General features: G+C 53.5%; 20 protein-coding genes. 7 read left to right on the plus strand and 13 right to left on the minus strand.

Annotated elements, in window-relative coordinates; genetic code table 11:
- Positions 1–241: 241 nt before the first annotated feature.
- Positions 242–1,192 carry a prolyl aminopeptidase gene (gene pip / locus ABUL11_RS02850; RefSeq protein WP_350282351.1) on the plus strand — a complete coding sequence of 317 codons (951 nt, stop codon included), beginning with the start codon at positions 242–244 and terminating at the stop codon, positions 1,190–1,192.
- Between the two features lies 1 nt (position 1,193).
- On the opposite strand, the gene bioD is transcribed toward pip, so the two are convergent.
- From bioD to bioB, 5 genes are read right to left on the minus strand one after another with little or no spacing between them, the layout of a single operon-like run.
- Positions 1,194–1,901, minus strand: a complete 708-nt coding sequence (bioD, locus tag ABUL11_RS02855) for a dethiobiotin synthase (protein ID WP_350282352.1) — start codon at positions 1,899–1,901, stop codon at positions 1,194–1,196.
- The gene (gene bioC, locus ABUL11_RS02860) at positions 1,901–2,797 is read right to left on the minus strand and encodes a malonyl-ACP O-methyltransferase BioC (RefSeq protein ID WP_350282353.1); all 897 of its coding nucleotides are present in this window, start codon (positions 2,795–2,797) and stop codon (positions 1,901–1,903) included. Before bioC ends, bioD begins: the two co-directional genes overlap by 1 nt.
- Positions 2,787–3,545 carry a pimeloyl-ACP methyl ester esterase BioH gene (gene bioH / locus ABUL11_RS02865; protein ID WP_350282354.1) on the minus strand — a complete coding sequence of 253 codons (759 nt, stop codon included), beginning with the start codon at positions 3,543–3,545 and terminating at the stop codon, positions 2,787–2,789. Before bioH ends, bioC begins: the two co-directional genes overlap by 11 nt.
- A gap of 1 nt (position 3,546) precedes the next feature.
- On the minus strand, positions 3,547–4,710 hold the full coding sequence (bioF, locus tag ABUL11_RS02870) for an 8-amino-7-oxononanoate synthase (protein WP_350282378.1): 1,164 nt from the start codon (positions 4,708–4,710) through the stop codon (positions 3,547–3,549).
- A gap of 20 nt (positions 4,711–4,730) precedes the next feature.
- On the minus strand, positions 4,731–5,753 hold the full coding sequence (bioB, locus tag ABUL11_RS02875) for a biotin synthase BioB (RefSeq protein WP_350282355.1): 1,023 nt from the start codon (positions 5,751–5,753) through the stop codon (positions 4,731–4,733).
- Between the two features lie 145 nt (positions 5,754–5,898).
- On the opposite strand from bioB, the gene ABUL11_RS02880 reads away from it, so the two are divergent.
- From ABUL11_RS02880 to ABUL11_RS02905, 6 genes are all read left to right on the plus strand, one after another.
- Entirely contained in the window at positions 5,899–6,600 is a 702-nt protein-coding gene (locus ABUL11_RS02880) for a ComF family protein (protein ID WP_350282356.1), read from the plus strand.
- Positions 6,601–6,611: 11 nt separating this feature from the next.
- Positions 6,612–7,076, plus strand: a complete 465-nt coding sequence (locus tag ABUL11_RS02885; protein WP_350282357.1) for a tRNA (cytidine(34)-2'-O)-methyltransferase — start codon at positions 6,612–6,614, stop codon at positions 7,074–7,076.
- Positions 7,077–7,296: 220 nt separating this feature from the next.
- Positions 7,297–8,826: an FAD-dependent oxidoreductase gene (locus ABUL11_RS02890; protein ID WP_350282358.1), complete on the plus strand. Its 1,530-nt coding sequence runs from the start codon at positions 7,297–7,299 to the stop codon at positions 8,824–8,826.
- A gap of 79 nt (positions 8,827–8,905) precedes the next feature.
- Entirely contained in the window at positions 8,906–9,538 is a 633-nt protein-coding gene (gene ycaC / locus ABUL11_RS02895; protein ID WP_350282359.1) for an isochorismate family cysteine hydrolase YcaC, read from the plus strand.
- Positions 9,539–9,575: 37 nt separating this feature from the next.
- Entirely contained in the window at positions 9,576–10,121 is a 546-nt protein-coding gene (locus ABUL11_RS02900; RefSeq protein WP_350282360.1) for a DUF488 domain-containing protein, read from the plus strand.
- Between the two features lie 79 nt (positions 10,122–10,200).
- Positions 10,201–11,379 (plus strand): glycosyltransferase, encoded by a 1,179-nt coding sequence (locus ABUL11_RS02905; protein WP_350282361.1) that lies wholly within the window; start codon positions 10,201–10,203, stop codon positions 11,377–11,379.
- A 114-nt stretch (positions 11,380–11,493) separates the two neighbouring features.
- Here ABUL11_RS02905 and ABUL11_RS02910 read toward each other — a convergent pair whose 3' ends face one another.
- The 8 genes from ABUL11_RS02910 to ABUL11_RS02945 form a co-directional block, all read right to left on the minus strand.
- On the minus strand, positions 11,494–11,880 hold the full coding sequence (locus ABUL11_RS02910; RefSeq protein WP_350282362.1) for a DUF5856 family protein: 387 nt from the start codon (positions 11,878–11,880) through the stop codon (positions 11,494–11,496).
- Positions 11,881–12,014: 134 nt separating this feature from the next.
- A complete protein-coding gene (locus ABUL11_RS02915; protein WP_350282363.1) occupies positions 12,015–14,753 on the minus strand; it encodes a DEAD/DEAH box helicase in 2,739 nt (912 codons plus the stop codon).
- Entirely contained in the window at positions 14,750–15,817 is a 1,068-nt protein-coding gene (locus ABUL11_RS02920; RefSeq protein WP_350282364.1) for a virulence RhuM family protein, read from the minus strand. The genes ABUL11_RS02915 and ABUL11_RS02920 overlap by 4 nt, the downstream gene beginning before the upstream one ends.
- Positions 15,817–17,610 carry a site-specific DNA-methyltransferase gene (locus tag ABUL11_RS02925; protein WP_350282365.1) on the minus strand — a complete coding sequence of 598 codons (1,794 nt, stop codon included), beginning with the start codon at positions 17,608–17,610 and terminating at the stop codon, positions 15,817–15,819. Before ABUL11_RS02925 ends, ABUL11_RS02920 begins: the two co-directional genes overlap by 1 nt.
- A 6-nt stretch (positions 17,611–17,616) precedes the next feature.
- Positions 17,617–19,929 carry an AAA family ATPase gene (locus ABUL11_RS02930; RefSeq protein WP_350282366.1) on the minus strand — a complete coding sequence of 771 codons (2,313 nt, stop codon included), beginning with the start codon at positions 19,927–19,929 and terminating at the stop codon, positions 17,617–17,619.
- On the minus strand, positions 19,926–20,102 hold the full coding sequence (locus ABUL11_RS02935; RefSeq protein ID WP_350282367.1) for a hypothetical protein: 177 nt from the start codon (positions 20,100–20,102) through the stop codon (positions 19,926–19,928). Before ABUL11_RS02935 ends, ABUL11_RS02930 begins: the two co-directional genes overlap by 4 nt.
- Before the next feature lie 7 nt (positions 20,103–20,109).
- Positions 20,110–20,340, minus strand: coding sequence for a hypothetical protein (locus ABUL11_RS02940; RefSeq protein WP_350282368.1), 231 nt, complete (start codon positions 20,338–20,340; stop codon positions 20,110–20,112).
- Positions 20,337–23,255, minus strand: a complete 2,919-nt coding sequence (locus tag ABUL11_RS02945) for an SNF2-related protein (protein ID WP_350282369.1) — start codon at positions 23,253–23,255, stop codon at positions 20,337–20,339. Before ABUL11_RS02945 ends, ABUL11_RS02940 begins: the two co-directional genes overlap by 4 nt.
- Positions 23,256–23,261: the final 6 nt, after the last annotated feature.

Genomic DNA, 23,261 nt, shown 5'->3' on the forward strand with positions numbered 1-23,261 from the left:
CCCAGATTTTTACCAGCATCAATCCTTCCACTCCTGTTTTACCTTTCCAAGTTTTGGTCTACCAGACAGTACACAAGATACGAGATTCCTGCGAACTATTTTATTCGACTGGTAACGTCATACCAGTCTAACTGGTAATTCGGCTAAACTACCGGATACAATCCTGATATGCCACAGTGCTAAAATAGCATCGCACAGCTATAACCTGTGCTTCCCTTATAACCCATCTGCACAATACACCATGACACATACCGGGCTTTTCCCCCCTGTTGAACCTTATGATCACGGCATGCTTCCGCTGGACGATACTCACACCATGTACTGGGAGCAATCAGGTAATCGGAACGGTATCCCCGTCTTATTCCTTCACGGTGGGCCGGGAGCGGGCGCCACACCTGCTCATCGACGTTTCTTTGACCCTGCCTGTTATCGGATCGTCATTTTCGACCAGCGTGGCGCCGGGCGTTCACTACCTCTGGGTGAGACCAGAGAAAACACTACTCCGCTGCTCATCGAGGATATCGAAACCTTGCGACGATATCTCGGTATCGAACAATGGCTGATTTTTGGCGGATCCTGGGGCAGCACACTGGCACTCGCCTATGGCGAGGCTCATCCTGATCGCTGCATGGGATTCATCTTACGCGGCATTTTTCTTTGCCGCCCCGGTGAAATCAACTGGTTCTTGTACGGCTTGCGCAACTTTTTCCCAGAAGTCTGGCGCGAATTTGTCGCCCGCCTCTCATCAATCGAACAATGCGACATTCTTTCTTCTTACTATCGTTTGCTGATGGATCCCGACCCTGCTGTTCACATGCCAGCGGCGAAAGCATGGGGGCACTACGAAGGAAGCTGCTCAACCCTGCTGCCCAATCCTGACACAGTCGATTATTTCACCAGTGATACGGTCGCGCTCGGTCTGGCAAAAATAGAAGCACATTATTTCAGGAACAATATCTTTCTGCCGGAAAACAGTCTACTGGAAAATATACACAAGATTCACCATCTGCCCGGTGTCATCGTACAGGGACGTTACGATGCTGTCTGTCCGATCGTCAGCGCGCATGATTTGCACCTGGCTTGGCCGCAGGCCGACTATATCGTAGTCAATGACGCCGGTCATTCGGCTTGGGAAGCCGGCATTCTAGCCGAACTCGTCAAGGCCACCGAGAAACTTAAACTGATACTGTAAATCAGGTTATACAATTCCAGCTTGACTCCAGTCGAGATAAATCGATCAGCCCGGCAAGCTGCCGCATATCAAGTTGTTCCTGAAATGGTAAAACACCCAGCAATGGGCAATCGAGCCACTCAGTCAGGGTCTGCAAATTTGCCGCCGGTTGCAGCATTTCCAGATCAATGGTATTCGCTACCCAGCCTGCCAGTCTCAATCCGGCTGATTCAATCGCACGGGCTGTCAGTAACGCATGATTGAGACAACCCAACCGCATACCCACCACCAGAATTACCGGCAATCCCAGTATCCTGGCGAGATCGCTGGTGTCGTAGCGGTCATTCGGCGCGTCTGATGACGACAATGGCACCCGAAAACCTCCAACCCCTTCGACTATCGTTACTTCTGCTGCCGCCTGCAGCTGTTCACAAATCCGCCGAATCATCCCCAGGTCGATAACGACACCTTCCTGTCGAGCAGCGATATGCGGCGCAATCGGTTCTACAAAGGCATAGGGATTGATCAGCGATTGCGGCATGCTGACATTGCTGGCTTTCTTTAGATTTTCCACATCCTGCCAGTGCCCGTTTTCACAGCCTGCCGCTACCGGTTTCATCCCGATCACCGTACGACCTGCAGCCGAGAAAGCGTGCAGCAGGGCACAGCTCACCACAGTTTTACCGATTCCGGTATCGGTGCCAGTGACAAAAAATCCGGCGGGTATCATTACGGCTCCAGACCAAGCTTGCGCCGTGTCTCTGGTTTCAACTGGATCTGGCGCGATTCCGGTTTCCAGGCATGGCCATAAACCACTTCATAAGTAGCCGGCAGCCTGCCGTCCTGGCGCAACGCCTCATACCGATTGATCACCTGCTGCCACGCTGCTTTACCGGTCAATCCGCGTCTGCGCCCTTGTGTCACGTTGCGGGCACCAATCGCCTTGAGATCGTGCATCACATCCCTGACATCCTCATAAGTCAGCGTGATGTATTCCATATCCATGACTGGTAATGAAAAACCACAATTCACCAGCATGTCACCGATATCGTGCATATCAGTAAAACGATTGACATGGCTGAATGAGTCCGCTGACTTGAAAGCCTGCCGCAATTCCTTCAATGTATCCGGTCCGAATGTGCTGAACATCAGCAGGCCGCCGTTCTCCAGCACACGATAGGCTTCCGCGAATGTTTGCCTCAGATCATTGCACCACTGGATCGCCAGATTGGACCAGATCATCCCGATACTGGCTTCGCGCAAAGGTAATTGCTCGATATCCGCACAAATATAACTCCTGGGCTGATGACGCCTGAATGGCAGCCAGCGCTGCCAGCCCGGTATTTGTTCCGAGATTGCCGTGCGTGCACAGCGATGCATCGTCAGCGCAATATCCATCGGCATGATTTCTGCTGCAGAATAACGTTCAATCAGCTTGCGCGTACCGTAACCGGTTCCGCTGCCTGCATCAAGTATTCTGGCAGGAACATATTTGATGTATTCCAGACGGGACAGCATGCGGTCACATATCTCCCGCTGCAGCACGGCAGACTGGTCATAATCGGCTGCTGCCTGCTCGAACGATCGACGCAGCATGCGCTTGTCGAGTACATGATCATAATGCATCGAAACAACTCACGAATTGTTCAGGAAAAGAAAGAAACGGCGCATGGCCGCAATGGGGAAACAGTACCAGCCGCGCCCGGGACAAATGTTGCTGCATCCAGTCTGCTGCACCGGCCGGAGTGATGACATCGTTCTGGCCGTGGATCAGCAGTACAGGCTGACTGATCCGATTCAATTCAGCTCTCAAATCACTGGTCTGCAAAATTTTCAATCCTGCCTGAAGTGTTGCCGGTGTTGGCGGCTGGTCACGTAAAATGCTCTTACGCAACCACGCCAATACCCGGGCTTGATCCTCACTGCCGCTGACTTGCAGGGTCAGAAAACGGTTGAGCGTCTGGATATAATCGCGCGCCAGGTTTTCCATGAACAGCACCAGAGTGGAGGCTTCCATTCCCCATGGCCAGTCTGCGCGCCTGACAAAACAAGGGGTACCGGCAACCAGTACCAGTTGCTGGACACGTTCCGGCACCTGCAATGCCAGCTTGATCGCTACCTGACCTCCGAGCGACCAGCCACACACGCTATAACGATCGGGCAAACAGTCTGCAATCACTTCGGTCATCTGGTCCAGTGAATCCAGCGCACAATCACGACTGGCACCATGCCCCGGCAAATCAATCCGATGCAGCCGGAAGCGCTGCGCCAACGATTCCGCCACGCCATCCCACACACCACTGTGCATGGCCCAGCCATGCAACATCACCAGATCAGGACCATTTCCGGTCGTCTCGATATGTATCCGGGCCATGTCAGTATCTGGCCAGATCATACAAAGCTGCACCCAATCGATCGACATCCGCTTCGGTATGCGCGGCAGACAAACTGATACGCAATCGCGCCATACCTTGCGGTACAGTCGGCGGTCGGATAGCCGGCACCCAGATACCACGCTCACGCAATGCCAGATCCAGCCGGACAGCTTCCTGACTTTCACCCACCAGCAAGGGCTGTATCGGTGTTTCAGACGGCAATAATGACCAGGGAAGGGAGTGCAATCTCTGCCGCAATCGCTCGATTAGCAAAACAAGTCGTTCTCGCCGCCCGCTCTCCTTGCTGATCAGTTGCAGGCTGGTCAGTAAGGTATGCGCCAGCAAAGGTGGTGCTGCCGTAGTATAGCCATAGGTGCGGCCATGCTGGATAAGTGTCTCAACGACAGGGGCTTGTGCCGCTACGAAAGCACCGGATACCCCTGCCGCCTTACCCAACGTAGCCATGTAAATCAGATGGGGTGTATCCCGTTCCATCCTCTGTGAATGATACGGACTGCCTTTGCCTTGTTCCCCCAGCACCCCGAATCCATGCGCATCATCCAGCAGCAGCCAGGCATCAAAGCGCTGACACAATGTCAGCAGCTCAGCAACCGGTGCCATATCACCATCCATGCTGAATACCGCATCAGTGACAACCAGCCGGCGCCGGGCTTTTGTCGTTTCCAGCTGCTGTGCCAGGGTATCGAGATCGAGATGCGGGTAACGAATGAAACGGGCGCGAGAAAGCAAAGCAGCATCATTGAGTGAAGCATGATTGAGACGATCTGCAAAGATCGCATCTCCCCGGCCTGCCAGTGCAGTTACCACCGCCATATTGGCCATGTACCCAGTAGAAAACAGCAATGCACGCGGTAGATCGACAAACGCTGCCAGCGCCTCCTCCAGTTCATGATGTGCACGAAAATGACCGCTGATCAGGTGAGAAGCGCCTGAGCCAACACCATAACGCCGCGCACCTTCCGCTGCAGCTTCGATCAGGGCCCGGTGATTGGCCAACCCCAGATAATCGTTACTGCAAAAAGCCAGAAAATCCCTGCCATCGATAGTAACATGCGGAGATTGCGGCCCTTCAAGCACCGGACGCGAACGGTACAGCCCTCCCTGCTGGCGCTCCCGTAACGCTTCGCTCAGATCCGCCAGCATACGACTACCCTGCACACCGACTACAATGCATGCAGCCCCAGTTTTTCAAACAACGCCAGATCTTTTTCCGTATCCGGGTTACCCGTCGTCAGCAATTTATCGCCATAGAAGATGGAATTGGCGCCCGCCAGAAAACACAGTGCCTGGATGGCTTCCGGCATTTGCCGACGACCGGCGGAAAGTCTGACCATTGCTTTGGGCATGGTAATACGTGCTGCTGCAATGGTACGGACGAATTCGAACGGATCAAGTTCGGGCGTGCCATATAAAGGGGTACCCTCTACTTGAACCAGATAATTGATTGGTACCGATTCGGGATAAGGATCGAGATTGGCCAGTTGCACAATCAATCCTGCCCGGGCCATGCGTGATTCCCCCAGGCCGACGATACCCCCACAACACACGTTGATATCGGCGCTGCGCACTTCCTCCAGTGTATCCAACCGATCCTGATAGTCACGTGTGGTAATGATTTCACCGTAAAACTCGGGGGCAGTATCAAGATTGTGATTGTAGTAATCCAGTCCCGCCTGTTTGAGTTGAGCAGCCTGGCCCGGCTTGAGGATACCCAGGGTGGCACAGGTCTCCATCCCCAATGCCTTGACTGCACTGATGACTTCGGTCATGTACTCGATATCGCGCTGCTTCGGTCCGCGCCATGCCGCCCCCATACAAAAACGGGTGGCACCGCTTTCCTTAGCCTGGGTAGCTGCTGCCACGACTTCCTCACGCGACAGAATCGCCTGATTCTCCACCCCGGTATGGTAACGCGCCGCCTGCGGACAATAGGCACAATCCTCTGAACATCCACCGGTTTTTACAGAAATCAGCGTGGACAGTTGCACAGCATTAGCGGCGTGATGCTCGCGATGCACCGTCTGTGCCTGAAAAATCAGATCAGAAAACGGCAGATCCAGCAGCGATTCGATCGCTGCGATCGACCAGCGCAATGACAATGATGATCCCTGCTGTGTTGCCGAATCAAGGTGAGCCTGTGCACATCCGCACTGTTTTTCAGAAATTGGACTGGTTACGGATTCCATGATCATTCTCGGCAAGAGCCTGCTCCAAGTTATAATGAATAGCGCGAAATCATCACGGATAACACTCGAGTTGTCAATTCTTTCCTCTCTAATATTAAACAGGCGATTAAATTCTGAACAACTGTTCAGTCATAAACACTGTGTATTGTGCCAGGCACCTGATCATCAGGATATCTGCAATGCCTGTCTGCGGGATCTTCCCGGATTGCCGCCAGTACACTGCCCGTCCTGCCTGTTACCGATGACTTCACCGGAAATTTGTGGTACCTGCCTGCGCAATCCGCCGGCCTGGAGCCATGTCCGAGCCGCTTTGCGCTATACCTTCCCGGTAGATGCTCTGGTGCAGGCATTGAAATACCGCTCCGATCTGCCACTGGCACCGATATTGGCCAGTTTGCTGCTGGGCAGACTCCGGAATGATCCCCTGCCTGATTACATCATCCCGGTACCGCTTCACCCGGCCAGACTGCGGGAAAGAGGATTCAACCAGGCACTCGAAATCGGCCGTCATTTATGCAAGCAAACGGGAGTCGAATTGCTGTCCGCCGCCTGTACACGCATCCGCAGCACACCTTCGCAAACTGAGCTGCCGTGGAAAAACCGTCCGCAGAATGTCCGCAATGCCTTTACCTGCAATCGGGATTTTTCCGGAAAACAGGTCGCCATTGTGGATGATGTCATGACCAGCGGCGCCACCCTGAATGAACTGGCCAAAATCATACGCCGACAGGGAGCGACCGATGTCCGCGCCTGGGTAATCGCTAGAGCATTTCCGGGCACCCCAGCCGCAAGAAGAGCAACTGACCTTCCCGGGAATAACGAAACCGGTCAGCCGATCGAGCCTTAAAACTAACCCGTATGCTCCAGATCATTCTCCACCAGCCCGAAATTCCCCCCAACACTGGCAACATCATCCGTCTGTGCGCCAACACCGGCGCACAACTACACCTGATCCAGCCACTGGGGTTCGATCTGAGTGACCGGCAACTACGGCGCGCCGGCCTGGATTACCACGAATGGGCCCGCCTTACCGTGCATGAAGATTTGGCATCCTGCCTGAAGCTCATGGATGGATGCCGCATCTTTGCTGTCACCACCCGGGCAACTCAGCACCATGGTAAGGTGGCTTATACAGGCAATGATGTGTTCCTGTTCGGCTCTGAAACCCGCGGATTACCCACCGAAGTGCTGGAAAGCTTCCCGCAGGGTCGCCGCATCCGTATCCCCATGCTTCCCGCTTCCCGCAGTCTGAATCTCTCCAATGCGGCAGCAGTCATCATTTACGAAGCCTGGCGGCAAATCGGTTTCGAGGGTGGCATCTAACTGACAACCTGCCCGTTACTGCTACCCGCTCATCATAAATCCACAATCAAACCTGCTCTGTTGCAGGGCTGATTCATCCCGGAAATACGATGGTGATACCCTGCGAATGAAATGACCTCGTGCTATGCTATGAATAGCTGTGCAGTAGTTGTGGTCTTTCAGGCATCGCATATTGAACCGCAGCTATTCACGCCAACCGGTTTCAAAAAGGAGGATCGCAATGACTTCATATTTATCTGAAGAAGCAGGCCCTGACCTGACACAAGGTATTTCCCTCTCGGATTTTGGCAATCAACCCCTGCTGCGCGGGCATGTAGGAGACGAACCTGTCATTCTTGCCCGCATCGGTGATGAAATAACAGCCGTCGGCGCAACCTGTACACACTATGGTGCTCCACTGACGGAAGGATTGGTTGTCGGTGAAACGGTGCGCTGTCCCTGGCACCATGCCTGTTTCTCACTGCGCAGCGGTGAAGCACTCGGTGCGCCCGCATTTGATCCCTTACCATGCTGGCAGGTTGAGCGTGAGGGAAACCGAATCGTCGTGCGGGACAAAATCACACAAAAACCCCGATCTATACCCGCCACGGCAGCAAACCAGCCAGCCAGTGTTGTTATCATCGGTGGCGGTGCTGCGGGTTTTGCCTGCGCGGAAATGCTGCGCCGACGCGGCTATCAGGGACAACTCACCATGCTGAGTGAAGACTCCGATGCGCCCTGCGACCGCCCCAATCTGTCAAAAGATTACCTCGCCGGCAATGCACCGGAAGAATGGATTCCCCTGAAATCTGATGATTTCTACGTGCGCAACCGTATCGACCTTCAGCTTCACACGACGGTAACAAAAATCGATACCACCGAGCATACCGTCACGACTGATGACGGCCGCATCTTCCCGTTTGATCGCCTGCTGCTGGCAACCGGCGCCGAACCGGTACGGTTACCGATTCCGGGGGCAGATCAAAGTCATGTCTTCACCCTGCGTACATTGGCCGACAGCCGCGCCATCATCGAACGGGCAAAGCATGCCAAAGCCGCGGTTATACTGGGATCCGGATTCATCGGTCTGGAAGCGGCTGCAGCCTTGCGTGCACGGGAACTGGATGTGCACGTGGTTTCGCTGGACAAACACCCGCTGGAAAAAATACTTGGCTCTGAACCGGGTGATTTCGTTCGCAATCTCCATGAACAGCATGGTGTACAGTTCCACATGGATACCTCTCTTGCTCGTATCGAGCCACACAAGGTCGTACTGAGCAACGGCAGCGAACTGATGGCCGATCTTGTCATCATCGGAGTCGGTGTCAGACCATGTATATCGCTAGCGGAAGAAGCTGGTATCACCGTCGATAACGGTATCCTGGTGAATGAGTACCTCGAAACCAGCATACCCAGCATCTTTGCAGCAGGTGATGTCGCACGCTGGCGTGATGAAGCCAGTGGCAAAACACAACGAATCGAACACTGGGTACTTGCCGAACGGCATGGACAGGTAGCGGCAGAAAACATACTCGGAACACGTACTGCTTTTCGGGATATCCCTTTCTTCTGGAGTGCCCATTACGATATTTCGATCCGTTACGTCGGCTATGCAGGACCATGGGATACACTTGAAATCGAAGGTGATATGGCTGCGTATGACTGCCTGATCAGTTACAAAACAGGAGGTAAAACAGTCGCCGTTGCAGCCATCGGGCGCGACAAACAGGCGCTCGAATACCGGGCCTTGATTGCCCAGCAACAACACTGATCTGCCAGGCTAGATATTGCCCTGGTGTTGGAATTAGAATTAACTCATTTCGGACCATCAACTACGGAGAAATTTAATCATGAGCAAACCATTCAAATACAGCCGCCTTTCCAAAGATGACGCAGCACTGTTACTGGTAGACCACCAGGCAGGTCTGATCTCATTAGTCCAGGACTTTGGACCGAGCGAGTTCAAGAACAACGTTCTGGCTGTCGGTGCATGTGGCAAGTATTTCAAATTACCCACTATCCTTACTACCAGCTTCGAAGAAGGTCCGAACGGGCCACTCGTACCAGAGCTGAAAGAAATGTTCCCAAATGCTCCCTACATTGCCCGGCCCGGCAATATTAACGCCTGGGATAATGAAGATTTCGTCAATGCGGTGAAGAACACCGGACGTAAACAACTCATCATCGCCGGCGTCGTTACCGAAGTCTGTGTGGCTTTTCCAGCCTTGTCAGCATTGGAGCAGGGTTATGAAGTATTCATCATTACCGACGCTTCGGGTACTTTCAACGAAGTAACCCGCCATACTGCCTGGTTACGGATGCAGGCAGCCGGTGTACAGTTGATCAACTGGTTTGCCATGGCCTGTGAACTGCATCGTGACTGGCGTAACGATATCGAAGGACTTGGGGAGCTCTTCTCCAATCATATTCCGAATTACCGGAACCTCATGACGAGCTATTTCGCAATAGCAGGCAAGAAATAATAGTATCCAGCAAAGCACTCGCCGGTTGACCGGAAAAATGAATCTGCCCTTTTACACCATCGGGCACTCTACCCGCACGCTGGAAGAGTTCATCGGGTTACTGCATGCAGCAGAAGTGGAGCAAATTGTAGATGTACGCACCGTTACACGGTCACGAACCAATCCGCAATATAACCAGGAGACATTTCCCGACAGCTTGGCTGCATTCCGAATCAGCTACGAACACATCCCGCAGCTGGGTGGTTTACGCGCCAGGTCTAAAACGGTGCCGCCCGATGTAAACGGTTTCTGGGAAAATCAGAGCTTTCATAATTATGCTGATTACGCACTAACTGATACTTTTCATCATGGCCTTGCCAAACTGATCGCTCTGGGACGAAAACGCAGATGTGCAATCATGTGTTCGGAGGCTGTCTGGTGGCGCTGCCATCGTCGCATCATTTCTGATTACCTGCTGATGCACGGTGAAACTGTTTTTCACCTGATGAGGCATAACAAAATAGAAATTGCTCATTTGGCGGAAAGTGCCTCTGTGCAGCCACCTGAGAGGGTGACCTACCCCGTCACAAAATTCCTCGACTGATGAAGGCGTATTCGCATCAACCGTCACATATCCAATATGATTTAGGAAGTATCCACACTATCAAACCACATATACTGCCATGCAATTTTCTGTTGTAACGTATGGAACGGAAGGAGATACACGCCCCTTGGTCGGGCTGTGCCGTGGTTTATTGGATCGAGGCCATGGCGTTCAGTTATTTGCCGATAGATCCACTCTCTCCACTGCACAGGCTCAAGGTATTCCCACCTTCACTCTGGCTGGTGACATGAAAGCAACCGTTGGCCCTGGAGGCGCACTGGCAAAACTGATGCAAGACGGTAGTGATGTAACGCGCATGTCAAAAGCTGTTGCCCAGATCGCCAACGACAACACCACATCCTGGATGCAAGATGCAGCGGAACAATCTCATTCTGCTGATGCCTTGCTGTTTTCAGGCATTACGAGTTACGTGGGCCTGTCTGTTGCAGAGCACTTGCACATTCCTGCCATCGGGCTTGGTCTTTGGCCTCTGTCTCCGACCACTGCATTTCCTTCTCCCTTGCTTCCTCCCTGGAAAATGCCGGGCTGGCTCAATCGGCTCAGCCATCAGGCAGTCAATGCACTGATATGGCAATTGTTCCGCAAGGGAATCAATGCCGCGCGTCATCAGTTAGGGCAAACCCCGCGCAAGCAGATGTGGCGGGATTATCCGATTCTCTTCGGTATTTCGCGTCATCTCGTGCCACAACCTGCGGACTGGCCCGATATCTGGGAAATCTGCGGTGCATGGTCGGTTGAATCCGAAACGTGGAAGCCTCCTGCCCCATTAACCGAGTTTCTTTCGGCAGGTGAACCGCCAATCTACGTCGGCTTTGGCAGCATGGGTGGCTTCGATAAAGACAAACTGCTTGCAACCGTCGTCAAAGCTATCGACGGACGCCGCGCCTTGTTCTTTCCAGGCTGGAGCGGTATCGACCCGACCTCATTGCCAGACAATTTTTTTGTGATCGGATCCACACCATACAACTGGCTATTTCAGAGAACGTCGATGGTGATTCACCATGGCGGCGCAGGTACGACACACACCGCATCACGAGCTGGTGTCCCCTCGATCGTCATCCCTTTTACAGGAGATCAGTTCTTTTGGGCAAAAAGATTATCCCTGGCTGGTGTCGCGCCGGACTATGTGCCTCATGACAAGATTAATCTGCATGACCTGTCACGCATGATCGCCTTCGCTGAACGTCCCGATACAGTCCAGCGTGCAGAGGGCACTGGGACAAGCTATGGCAACTGAAAATGGGGTGTTATACGCTGCGGAACGTATAGAAAAGCTACTGACTGACAGTAAATAATCGACACTTTCCTATACGCCACTTCAGAATAGTAAGCGTAAAGTGTTGAGAAATGATTACTCCAACCTTTTCAAACGGAACAGCAATTGCTGGATAGTTTCTTGTACATCATCAATAATTGATTGCGAAAAGGATTCAGGAAATAACCGTTTCCTTGCCTCTTCAACATACTTATAAAAACTCTCTGCATATTTGATGCAATCCTTAGGTCGTTTAGTCTCAGGTATGACGATATCCAAGGTCCCTCTCAAAGCATAAGTAGTTTCTACAAGGCGATCTGTAACATCAACGAGCGAATCAATTGCCTGATCTAAGGATATATGTGTTTCATAACTTCCCTTGCCCGTAATAGACCAATGGGCTAGTTTCAAGGCATTACGAAAAGCGTATAGCTCTCCCAGAAAAGCAGCTTCTGTAGTTTTATCTTGTTTGGTATCTGCCATGGTTTTCTCCATTTTTGTTTAGTACCTGCTGCGCTTATGCCAGCTTACCGTTTTAAATTTACTGCAAATAAATATTACTCCAAATAGATATATAACTTATGAAATCGTAACAGAATCGCGGGAACGCACTGTAATCACACTTTCATTTCAAAGCGAAAAAAATCAGCAAGCTGCTTCGATTCATTGATCTCATCATGAGGCATCAGCAGATACTTCCAGGGCTTGGTCCCGATACTCTTCGCATGTTCAGAAGCATGCCTGCACCATTGCATGGCAGGAGCTGCCTTGGCCTGCACTTCTTGCGTACCGATGTCTGCACGAGCCTTGGTCTCGACCATCAGAATGAATGAATCCATCTCCACCACGAAATCGGGAACGTACTCTGGTTGTTCGGTACCCAACTTATAGTAAAGCTGAAACTGCCCTTTGGCAGGCTTGAACCACTTGCTGGCATCGCGCTCCAGGATGATAGCAAAGCGGCGCTCCGTATCCGAATCAAACTTCTGCAGCGGGTACAGACACTTGGTAAATCCGCCGAACAACATCTGCTTGATGCGTCCCACATCCTCCACGGTTTCGCGAAAATGGCGCGGTGTCTGATCCGCCACAGCCGTGTAGTTGCAAGGCTTGAGTTCCGTAAAACCGCGACTGACTTGCACCTCATAATCCGTTGCCTTCTCCCAGAAGTGGGCCATCATCTGGGCGTGAATTTCCCGCGCAATCAAGCGGCGATCCCGATCCAGAATGCTGGTGGCCTCGTCCTCTGACAGATAGCTGCGCAAATGCTGCACCATCTGCCCTGCGAGGTCGTAGAGCAATCCGGCGTGGGTAAAGTAATCGATATCGTCGAAATCCACCAGCGCATGAACAATATAGTCTTCCGGACGCTGCTCCTTCAATCCGATCTCCGCCGCCAGCGTAAACTGCTCATTGGTACGCAGCATCTGGCCGACAATCTCGCGCTTACTCGGCTGCAGGTAAAGCTGACTCACATCCAGCGTGAACGGATGAAAACCTGTCGTCACCTCGCCTTTGGGCACTACGGCAATACGTGGGATGTCGATGGTCTGCTGCACCACGATTTCCGTCGTCTTCGCCACAACGACCGATAAATCCAGAGTGGGGGTAGCCTCATCCGCACCCGCCAGCAGCTTGCCCTGCATCGGCTTCAACCGCTCCGCTACTTCCGCCAGAATTTCCTGCTGCACCTCCGGCTTGAGCAGTGCGCCACTGGTCGGTACCAGATCGTGCCTGACTTCGTATTTACCGATGACCTCCATCACCACGCGCGCGGCCTGTTTCTCAGCCTCGGTAGTAAATACCGGTTGCGGTGTGACATTGGATGCCGATTCATCAGTCGAACCGGATGTGTCCGTCTGTATAACCGGGGAATCCGTCAAGCCAAGGCAGGCCGCTACGCCAGACTCAACTTGTACGCTGACCTTCTTATCGTCCGCACTTGGCGCTTCGAGGATGAATTGCTTCAGCCGGATCGGCGAATCGCCACGGTTGGCTTCGTCGATGATTTCCTGAAACTTGTCGTGCGCGACGATATTCAATCGATCCACCGACGCTACGCCCGTGCGCTTGCCGTAGGGCAGTCGCAGGCCACGTCCGATGGACTGCTCGATCAGCGTGCGTGCATTGGCGGCACGCAGCGGCACGATGGTGTAGAGGTTAGTGACGTCCCAGCCTTCCTTGAGCATGTTGACGTGGATGACGATCTCGGTGGGCTCATCCGAGTTCTCCACATTCAACAGCGCCTCGATCATCTTCTCTTCCTCGGCGCCAGTACGGCTGGAGTCCACCTGGATGACCTTGCCCTGGTAGCGCGCTTCAAAGAATGCCGAGGACTCGATCAATGCCTTCAACTGCCCGGCATGCGTCGTATCGCGCGCGATCACCAGAATGAAGGGTTTGACAACCTTGACGCCGTTCTCCCGGGCATAGGTCAATAGCTCGACCTTGGTGGCCTCGTGCAGGCGAACGCCATCCTCCAGCTTGATCTTCTCGATCTCTTCCGCAGCGTGGTTGCTGGTCTTGAAGTTGCGCTGGGTGACGACGGCCGGCTCTTTGACGAAGCCATCTTCCATGGCGCGTGCCAAGGGATAGTCCATCACCACATTCTTGAAAGGTATGGGGGCCTTGGCGGACTCCACGAATGGCGTGGCTGTCACTTCCAGCCCGAACAGCGGGTTCAGTTCGTTGATTGCCCGCATACCAGCCTGGGCACGATAGCGGTGCGATTCGTCCATCAACAGCACCAGGTCAGGCAAGCTCGCCAGATGATTGAAGTAGCTGTCACCCAGCACCTCGCGCATGCGCTTGATGCGCGGCTCCTTACCGCCGCGCACCTCGGAATTAATCTTGGAGATATTGAAGATATTGATGCGCACGTCGTGGGCAAAACCTATCGAATGATCGTCAACCGCCGCGCCGCTCTGGTCGTAGTTATCACCCGTGATAATCAGCGGCGCTTGCTGCGCGAACTCGGCTATACCCTTGAACACGTACTTTGGCGTGTTGCGCGTAAAGTCCGTGATGAGCTTGTTATAGATCGTCAGATTGGGAGCGAGCACGAAGAAATTGTTGATGCCATGTGCCAGATGCAGGTAGGCGACAAAAGCCCCCATCAAGCGCGTCTTGCCGACTCCGGTGGCCAAAGCGAAGCACAGCGAGGGGAAGTCACGCTCGAAGTCTTCCAGCGTCGGGAACTCGGCTTTCAGGGTCGCCAGGATCAAGGCAACGTCCCTATCCTTGCCCAGCATTTCCGGCGCGGCTTCCAGAGCGCGTACCAATCGTGCCAGGGATTCGGCTTGTGGCGGCCGCAGCGACAGGCGGCCAGTGACGTGATTCTGAACACGCGAACTCATGCTTTCCCCTCATTTTTGTTCTGGTCGCTGCCCTGGCTAGGGTGATCAACCTCAAGCTGCTTCAACATCCGGTCGAAATCGCTCTCGAACAGCCTGTCCTGCACGATGCGGTATTTCTCGAATTCGCTTTCGGCGTGTGCCTTGGCGATTTCCGCCGTGACCTTCCCCGCGTCTTGCAGAACTTCGCGATCTGTCGCCTCCAGAAAGCGATTCAATCGCGTTTCCCAGTCCTGCATGGTCATGGGGATCTTGCGCAACGCCATGTCCTCGGCCACGTCCAGATAGGCGGAGACCAACCGGGTAAGCTGCGCCATTTCGTGTTCGCTCAGATAGTTTTTGGCGAGCACTACATCGAACTTCTGGATCTTTCCTTGAGGAGCGTCTTTCCAGGTGGTCAGCCCCATGTTGGCCTTTTCGGCATCCGCCCGGGTGTAGACCACTTCTGCGGCCGTCTGCCCGTGGATTGCCCAATGCAGTTTGTTCTGCACGGTGGCAAAAAAGCGCTTGGTGGCCTGCGCCGTCACGTCGTAGTCAATGGCGGTGGCATAGATATCGGTGATCTTCTGGTAGAACTTGCGCTCGGACAGGCGCACCTCGCGCACGCGCTGGAGCTGTTCTTCGAAGTACTGCTCCGTCAGGATAGAGCCGCCGCTTTTCAGGCGTTCGTCGTCCATCGTGTAGCCCTTGATGGCGAATTCCTCGACGATGCCGGTGGCCCACTTGCGGAACTGCACCGCACGCTCGGAATTGACCTTGTAGCCCACGGCGATGATGGCGGCCAGGTTGTAGTGCTTGGTGTCGTAGCGCTTGCCATCGGCGGCAGTTATTCGAAAATTTCTAATAACTGCCTCTTCCTGCAACTCACTGTCGTCAAACACTTTTTTCAGGTGGTAATTGATGGTGGGTGTTTCCACATCGTAGAGCTGCGCCATCATCTTCTGGCTGACCCAGACGTTTTCATCGGCATACACCGCATCGACACCGCCCTGGCCGCTGGCCGCGACAAAGGTCAGATATTCCGCTGCCGAAGAGCGAACTAGAGACGCAGGCTTCTTCTTCGTCATCAGGCATCCTCCCCGTCGCCAAACAGGTCCGTCGTCCGGCTATCGCTGGGCTTTTTGCCAGACTTGGCCGTCTTCGCTACAGGTACTGGCGGCGACGGCTCGGCCAACGGCAGGTTCACCACATTCAAGCTGTAGTCGTCATGGCCCCATTCGCAGCGGGCCAGCACCATCTTCGGAATCTTCTTCAGCGTCAGGTTCGGCCAACGCGCAGCGGCCGCTGCTGCGCTGATACCGTGGAAGGCTGAGCAGCACACCAGCAGGCTTTGCTCTGAGCCCACCTCATCCGACAAAGCCTGCAACTGGGCGGCAGACAGGTTTTGCGTGGTGACGTAGATGAAATCCCGCTCGCTGGAATGCCCTTGCTGCCACCAGCGCGTTTCTGACGGAGCGTAGGTAAAGCCTTCCAACTTGCACAATGCCTCGGCCAATTGCGCGGCGTTGTACTCCGGGTTGATAACCGGATTGCCCCAGCGGTCCTCCACGATCAGGCTGGGAGCGAGACGGTAGTAACGGAAACCACCGCCGCCTTGCCAGTTCACCGCCTTGGTGATGCCGCCCAGGTCTTCGCCGTCGATGACCTTCTTCAGGCGCGGAATGATGTGGGTATGGCAATGCTCGCCTAATTCCAACATGATCCAGCGGCGGCCCATCTTGTGAGCAACAGCCCCAGTGGTGCCGGAGCCTGAGAATGAGTCGAGAACAATGTCTCCCGGTTGTGTTGAAAGCTCGATGCACCGTTTGATCAATGCTTCCGGCTTCTTTCCATTTGGGAAAGAGACTCCACCTTCGTTGTGAAGATTGTTCGATAGCAGATCGTCCCATAGATTCGTGAGCGGGGATGCCGTGCAAGTAGTACCGTCGATATCGCGAGTCTTATTTTTGTAAAAGACTAATTGCTCACCGCCAAGGAAATAATAATCGTCCTTTCCATCTCGAGGAGAACAGAAAACCTGCGTACTGTCGGAGTTTGATTTTGACAGCGCTTCCCTAGCTGACTCATTCACATCTTTGGGCGCAACACGCGCGGTGCGAACGACTCGGTGGGCATTCGATACAACAAAATCAGAGAGCTTTATCTCAAGTTTGTCTGCGTACTTCGCCTTGGCAGCATCCCATGAATCCAACCGACCACTTCTAAGGAATGCTTCTCGCAAACCGATTAGCCTCCAATCGCTATATCTATCCTCATAGTTTTCGATAAACTTTGAATAGCGATCATCACGGGGACCTGGAACGAATACCCGATTGGGCGACCATACACTCTTATCTTTTGCATAATAAAGCAGGTAGTTGTTTGTGGTGACTAGCCCTGGGTTAATTGCCTTAGGACCTGAAGCGGAGCTTTGTTTGAATGTAACAATGCCGATTCGATTAGCGCGACCAAAGACCTCATCAAGCAACACAATCAGATAGCCAAGCTCGTTGTCATCAATATGGACAAAAAGTGATCCATCATCCGACATCAATCGCCGGAGTACTTCTGCTCGATCCCGAATCAACCCAAGCCAGATGGAATGCTCGTAGCCATCGTCATAGTGCTCAAAGGCCTGTTGTGTATTGAACGGCGGATCGATGTAGACGCACTTAACTTTTCCCGAAAAGTCCTGTTCCAGCGCCTTAAGCGCCAGCAGGTTGTCGCCAAAGATCAACCGGTTGTCGAAAATGTCGCTCTCCGAAACACGCTTCTTGGCATGATAAGACTTATCGGAGTCTTCGAGCAGGATGCGAGGCTCCAGCTTGGGCCGTTTATCCTTTCCAATCCAGGTGAGTTCGAGTTTTTGTTTCTTGCTCATGTGCACTCAAGTCGGTTTTTTCAGCGGATGTAAGCGGCGCGTGTCACCGCCATTTCTCCAATAGCTTCCAGTATCTTTCATGGGCCGTCCATGTTCCGGGCAAACCACGGCATCGGATAACTGCTCAACCAATTTGGCAAACTTGATGCCGTCAGCGGGATAGAGGTCAAAAGCCACTGAATTGAAATGAGCGCCCATGACATTTCTGGCTTGGGCTATCTTTCCTATCTCATCAAGGATGGGCTTGATTTCCGTGGTTGTTGTGACGTGTCCGGCAGCCAGCGTTTCGGCTTTGAGCGCAGCCAGTAATTTGCTATTCACTGCACCAAGCAGGTCGCTCAACACATAAGTATTACCCTGTCGTCTTGGAACGGCACAACCATATTGCAGCGTGATGAAATCTAACAAGGCTTCAAGAATCACGCCAGCTTTGCCAGTGATTGCTTGTACATCAGAATTCGGGTCTGCCAGCAGGGTTTTCAGGCGGGCAATTTCTGGAATCATTGCGCCACTCAAGGAAATGCCCTTGTCGAATGTCCAGTAGCCAAGTTCAATGAAATGACAGACCTGATCAGGCTTGAGAACGCCCCAACGGAATTTTTCACGCCACGGGCGGTAATGAGTGGTAACAACGGTATGCTGGAACTTCTGGCTTGCATCGTAAATCATACCAATGATGCGCTCGACATGCGGTTCATCCACGCTGCCCAATACATCATCCAACACCAGAATCTTGGCTTCAGGGTTTTCTCGTTCAGCCAGCGCAAAGAATACGCATAACCCTAGCGTGTCCAGATGCGAGTCACTGAAATAGGCTTGTGGCGGAGAAGCAGATTTGCCAGCGAAATTAGTTGAAATGTCCAACGAACTGCGTTTCGCCGCATCCATTGCAAGGACAATTTTGTTTAGCCCTTCGCCCGGATGGATGTCTTCATAGAGTTCCCCAACGCGGGTAGAAATAGCGCCAAGTATCTTGTCCGTGTAGTTCTTGCGCTCCCTCTCAATGAGGCTCAGAACTTGTTCTAATCTTGGAAGCGTGACGTGTAACTCTTTGGCGACACCCTCACTCACCTCAAGCTCCTTCAGCGAGCGACGTAGCGTCTCCACGAAATTCTTGCTGTCCACGCACGCATCTGATGCCTGTTTCCAATCTGTCCGTTTGTCCTTGTTGCTATCTATCCAGTTGGCCCATTGCGCCGCTGTATCAGGCACGGGGAAAGTTGGCCATTCCAGTTTGGGAAGATGCTTGGACTCTTTGCAATAGGTTTCCAACTCCGCAAAATCATTGGCTGCATCGCGGTTGAAATCCTCAAAACGCTGCTCCGCTTTTTGCACGGCGGATTCTTGTATTGCCACAGCTTTCTTTGCTGCTTCCAGTTTGACATGTAACCCTTGCGCCTCAATTCGCTGATTGACCTCCACGGCTAAGCCTTCAGCGTTCTCACCACTTTCGCAAAGCGGACAAACCGCTGGATGAGGATGTGTCGTGAAGTGTTTTTGCGCTGCCTTCAGAATTTCCATGATTTCCAGATAATCATTGGCGACATCACTGGTCAAGGCCTCTAGACTCACTTTGGCCGTGCTCAACGCTGCTTGTGCAGAATTTAGCTGGGCAGAGAGGTCGGTCAGCTTCGCTGGGTGAGATGAAACATTGTCCCAACGGGAAATCAAACCATCTATGGCAATCTTCTGTTGGTCAAGTGCCTGCTGATCTTTCTGAATTTCAGCTTTGGCCCATGAAGATGCATCGAGCGCGGGGCTTCCCGCTTGCTTCCAGAAATTTTCAATGGTGGTTCTGTTCGCACCCACACGGGTTGTCGCACTTTCATAGTCTCGTGACTTGTCAGTGATTAACTTTCGCAATGTGTTTTCTGAAGTCTCAACGCCGGAAACATCCACAAAGCGACTGATTTCCTTGTAGCGATCGGCTGGTTGCGCCGCAATCAGATTCAATATCTGGCTACGCCTGAGAACATCCACGCGCGGTTTCAGTTGCTCGTTATTGAGGGCCACATTTGCCTTGGCGAGTGAAAGAACGCATGTGCCAGCCGAGGTGGTCAGCTCCACTTTGACTTGTGCGTGCGTTTTTCCAACGGAAGGCCAGTAAGTTCGCGTAACGCCCCCCACGCCCCGGTTTTCCAGAGAGCCAACCTTGCCATTGCCAAGCAAATCAAACGCATCGGAAATGGTGGACTTACCAGCGCCGTTTTCGCCGTAAATTATGGTCAGCTTCCGCCCTTTCTCGAATAGCAAGGTGAAGGGTGTGGTTGAACCACGCAAGTTTTCAATGGATAGGCTGGTGAGTGTGGGGAAAGTCATTGCTTTGCCTCCTTTTCCAAGGCCTTTTCAACTGCCAACAGCCAATCCTCGGCTTTCATTGTTCCGGCGGCAATCTTGCCCTTGTATTTCTCGGCATCCACGGCAAGCAGCAATTTTTCTTTCACCAACAAAGGTGAAATCACTTCAAGCAATTCTTGAGATGGAGATGCCATGTCTGCCTCACCACTTTCTTCTGAATTTGTCTTTCACTGTGGACGAAATATAAGAGTTCAGTCCACGGCCTTGTGCTGCCAACTGCTTCATCCTCTCCACCACTGCCGCGCCAGGGCGAGCCGAGTTGTAAAGATAGTGGCGGTAAGTTCCACTCTTGAAAACTACATGAATTGAATCATCCGTCGTTTCGTAAGCAACAACATTGGAATTTCCACTTAGATTGCGGTAGGGTGTCATTTCAGCTCCCATTCGATGGTGAACGATGTATTTTCTTCAATCTGTTGCTTGAGCTGGTCCTCTAATTCGCCAATCAGCTTGTTACGCTGTTCTTCCACTTCGTCCTGCCTGGCGAACAGTTCCCTGCGTAGTTTGCTGCGCCTGGTTTCCAGTTCTCGCTGGCGTTTTTGATGCACCAGCTTTTCTTCCAGCGTGGGTGACGCAGCGGCGGTGCGGCGCACCTCCTTGATCTCACCGTCGATAGCCTTGATTTCCTGCTCCAGCCCGAGCTTCAGGTCATCGGCCCACGCATCGAGCTTCTGCACCTCCTGCTCGAAGTAGCCCAGGTTGCGCTGATTGATCTCGCCCAGTAGTACGGTTTTCCGGCTTTCGACATCGGCGACGAGTTCGGCACATGCTTCCAGGTGCGCATCTCCTTCGACTTGCGCAGGCAAGCGCAGCAATTTTTCTGGATCGTCCTCTGGCAGCGCTTCCCCTGTCTTGGTGCAGGCGGAAACAAGCAGGTGCTGCTCCTGATCGTTCAGGGTTTCGACGGTTAGCAGGGTCACGCTTAGCCAGCCACTCTGGCCGCGCCATTTCTCAAGGCTGACGATTCTTTTGCCGTGGGCGGCGTAGTCAAACGCCAATCGTGCAGGGGCTTGTAGATCTCGCGCCTTGGCGCGCTCAATGGCCCATTCCGCCAAGGGATGGCCCATACGGTAAAGATGTGCATCGCCGCTGCGCCTGGGCAGTTCATAGCGCCCCGCCAGCACTGTCTGTTCGCTTCTGCCTGTGGCGTGACCTAGTCCATCGGGCAAGCTGTGCAGGACAAAGCCATTAATCTCTTCGGCATTGGTCGTTTCGTTAGTGTCGAAGTGGGCATGATCCCGCAACTCCGTGCGGCTCAAGTCCATCAGCAGACGCTCGTACTTGTTCAGCACCGCTTGGCTGTCCTGGCTACGGATGCGCAGCTTCTCCTGCACTTCCTCGTCGAAGTTCTCCAGCAGAAGCTGCCGTGTTCTGAGCATGGCTTCGTCAATCTCACTAGCGAGTTCGCGCTGGAGGTCTTCGAAGCGGCTGCGGATTTCTTCGGGCTTGCGACAATTCTGGTAGATGGCGGCGATCCGCCGCTCGAAATCCACGCCGGAGCCGATGGCTCCGAGCACTTCGTCACTGGCGCCGAACACGCCTTCGAACAGCTTGAACTTCTGCGACAGGAGGTCGTAGACGCGCGCATCCGCCTCGTTGCTGCGGTCCACGAAGTTGACCACCACCACATCGTGCTTTTGCCCGTAACGGTGGCAGCGGCCGATGCGTTGCTCGATCCGCTGGGGATTCCACGGCAGGTCGTAGTTGATGACCAGAGAACAGAATTGCAGGTTGATGCCTTCCGCGCCTGCCTCCGTCGCGATCATAATGGTGCCGCGCTCTTTGAAGTGCTCAACCAGCGCGGCACGAGTGTCAGCGGTTTTGGAACCAGTAATGCAATCGCTGCCTTCATGGCGTTGCAGCCAGTCTTTGTAGATGACCTGCGCTCTGGCATCGCTGTTGGTGCCATTGAACAGCACGATGCCATCGCCGTAGGGTGTTTCAGCCAACAGGGAAAGCAGGTAATTCTGGGTGCGCTTGGACTCGGTGAAGATGATGGCCTTCTTGCCCGCACCTAAACGCTCCAGCTCAGCGAAAGCTTTGCCCAGTGCTGTCAGCAGTGCCTGCCCCTTGGCATTCTGTCGAATACCCGTAGCCAATTCCTTGAAGCGTCTGAGTTCGGCCGCTTCGTCGGCAATGGCTGTTCTTTCGTTGGAGCTGGCATCGACATCATTGGCGGTTGCGCCATTCCACTCGTCTGCGGTTTCATCCAGTCCTTCGTAGTCGTCATCCAGCGACTCTGTCAGGTCAGGGACATCAGGCAACTCATCCAGTTGTCCTTGAAGGCGGTTGGCCATAGTCTCCAGCGCCCCAGCAATGGCGTGGCTGGACGAGGCCAGTAGCTTCCATAGCACCAACGATATCAGTTGACGCTGGCCTTCAGGCAGTGCCTTGAGATTCGGGCGACGCAGGTAATCGGCGACCAATGCGGTAAGTTGCTGCTCTTCCTGGCTTGGGGTGAATTCTTCGACGATGGCGATACGCGCGGTATACGGCACGTATTGCTGAACTTGCCGACGCAGCGTGCGTTTGCAAAGTGGTGCCAAACGCTCTCGCAGTGCCCGGTTGGACTGTTCGGTTCTGACGCCAGAGAATTGGGTCCGAAAGCTGTCGAGATCGCCAAACACACGCTCATCGATCATGCTCACCAAGCCGTAAAGCTCCAGCAGGGTGTTTTGTAGCGGTGTTGCCGTCAGCAGGACTTTGGCATTAACGTGCTCCAGCGCGTCGCGGATCGTCCGGGCAATGACGTTGCCGTTCTTGTAGACATTGCGCAGACGGTGGGCTTCATCCATGACCACCAGATCCCAATGAATGCGCTTGAGATCATCGGCCTTGGCTTTGGCGAACTGGTAGGAGCAAATGACCGGCCCGCCTGCATGCAGGAAGGGTTGCGTGACACCTTCCTTGCGCAGGGCGTTGTAGTTCTTCGCTTCGAGGATCAGCCCCTGAAGATTGAACTTGTCCTGCAGTTCCTGGTGCCATTGCTTGCGCAGGTTGGCCGGCACGATGATCAACATCTTGCGACGCCGCTCCGCCCAATGTTGGGAGATGACCAACCCGGCTTCGATGGTTTTGCCCAGCCCCACCTCGTCCGCCAGGATCACGCCCCGCGATAGCGGTTTGCGGCAGGCAAAGAGCGCGGCTTCGACCTGATGCGGATTCAAATCCACTTGGGAGTCCACCAGCGCGCTGGCCAGAGATTCCACGCTGTCTTTGGCTGCTCGGCGAGTAAGTTGCCAAGCAATGTACTGGCTCTGATGCGGCGTCAGAAACTGCTGCACCATCTGTAC

Origin of the sequence: Nitrosomonas sp. (genome assembly GCF_040256045.1) — a bacterium.
Classification (GTDB): Bacteria; Pseudomonadota; Gammaproteobacteria; order Burkholderiales; family Nitrosomonadaceae; genus Nitrosomonas.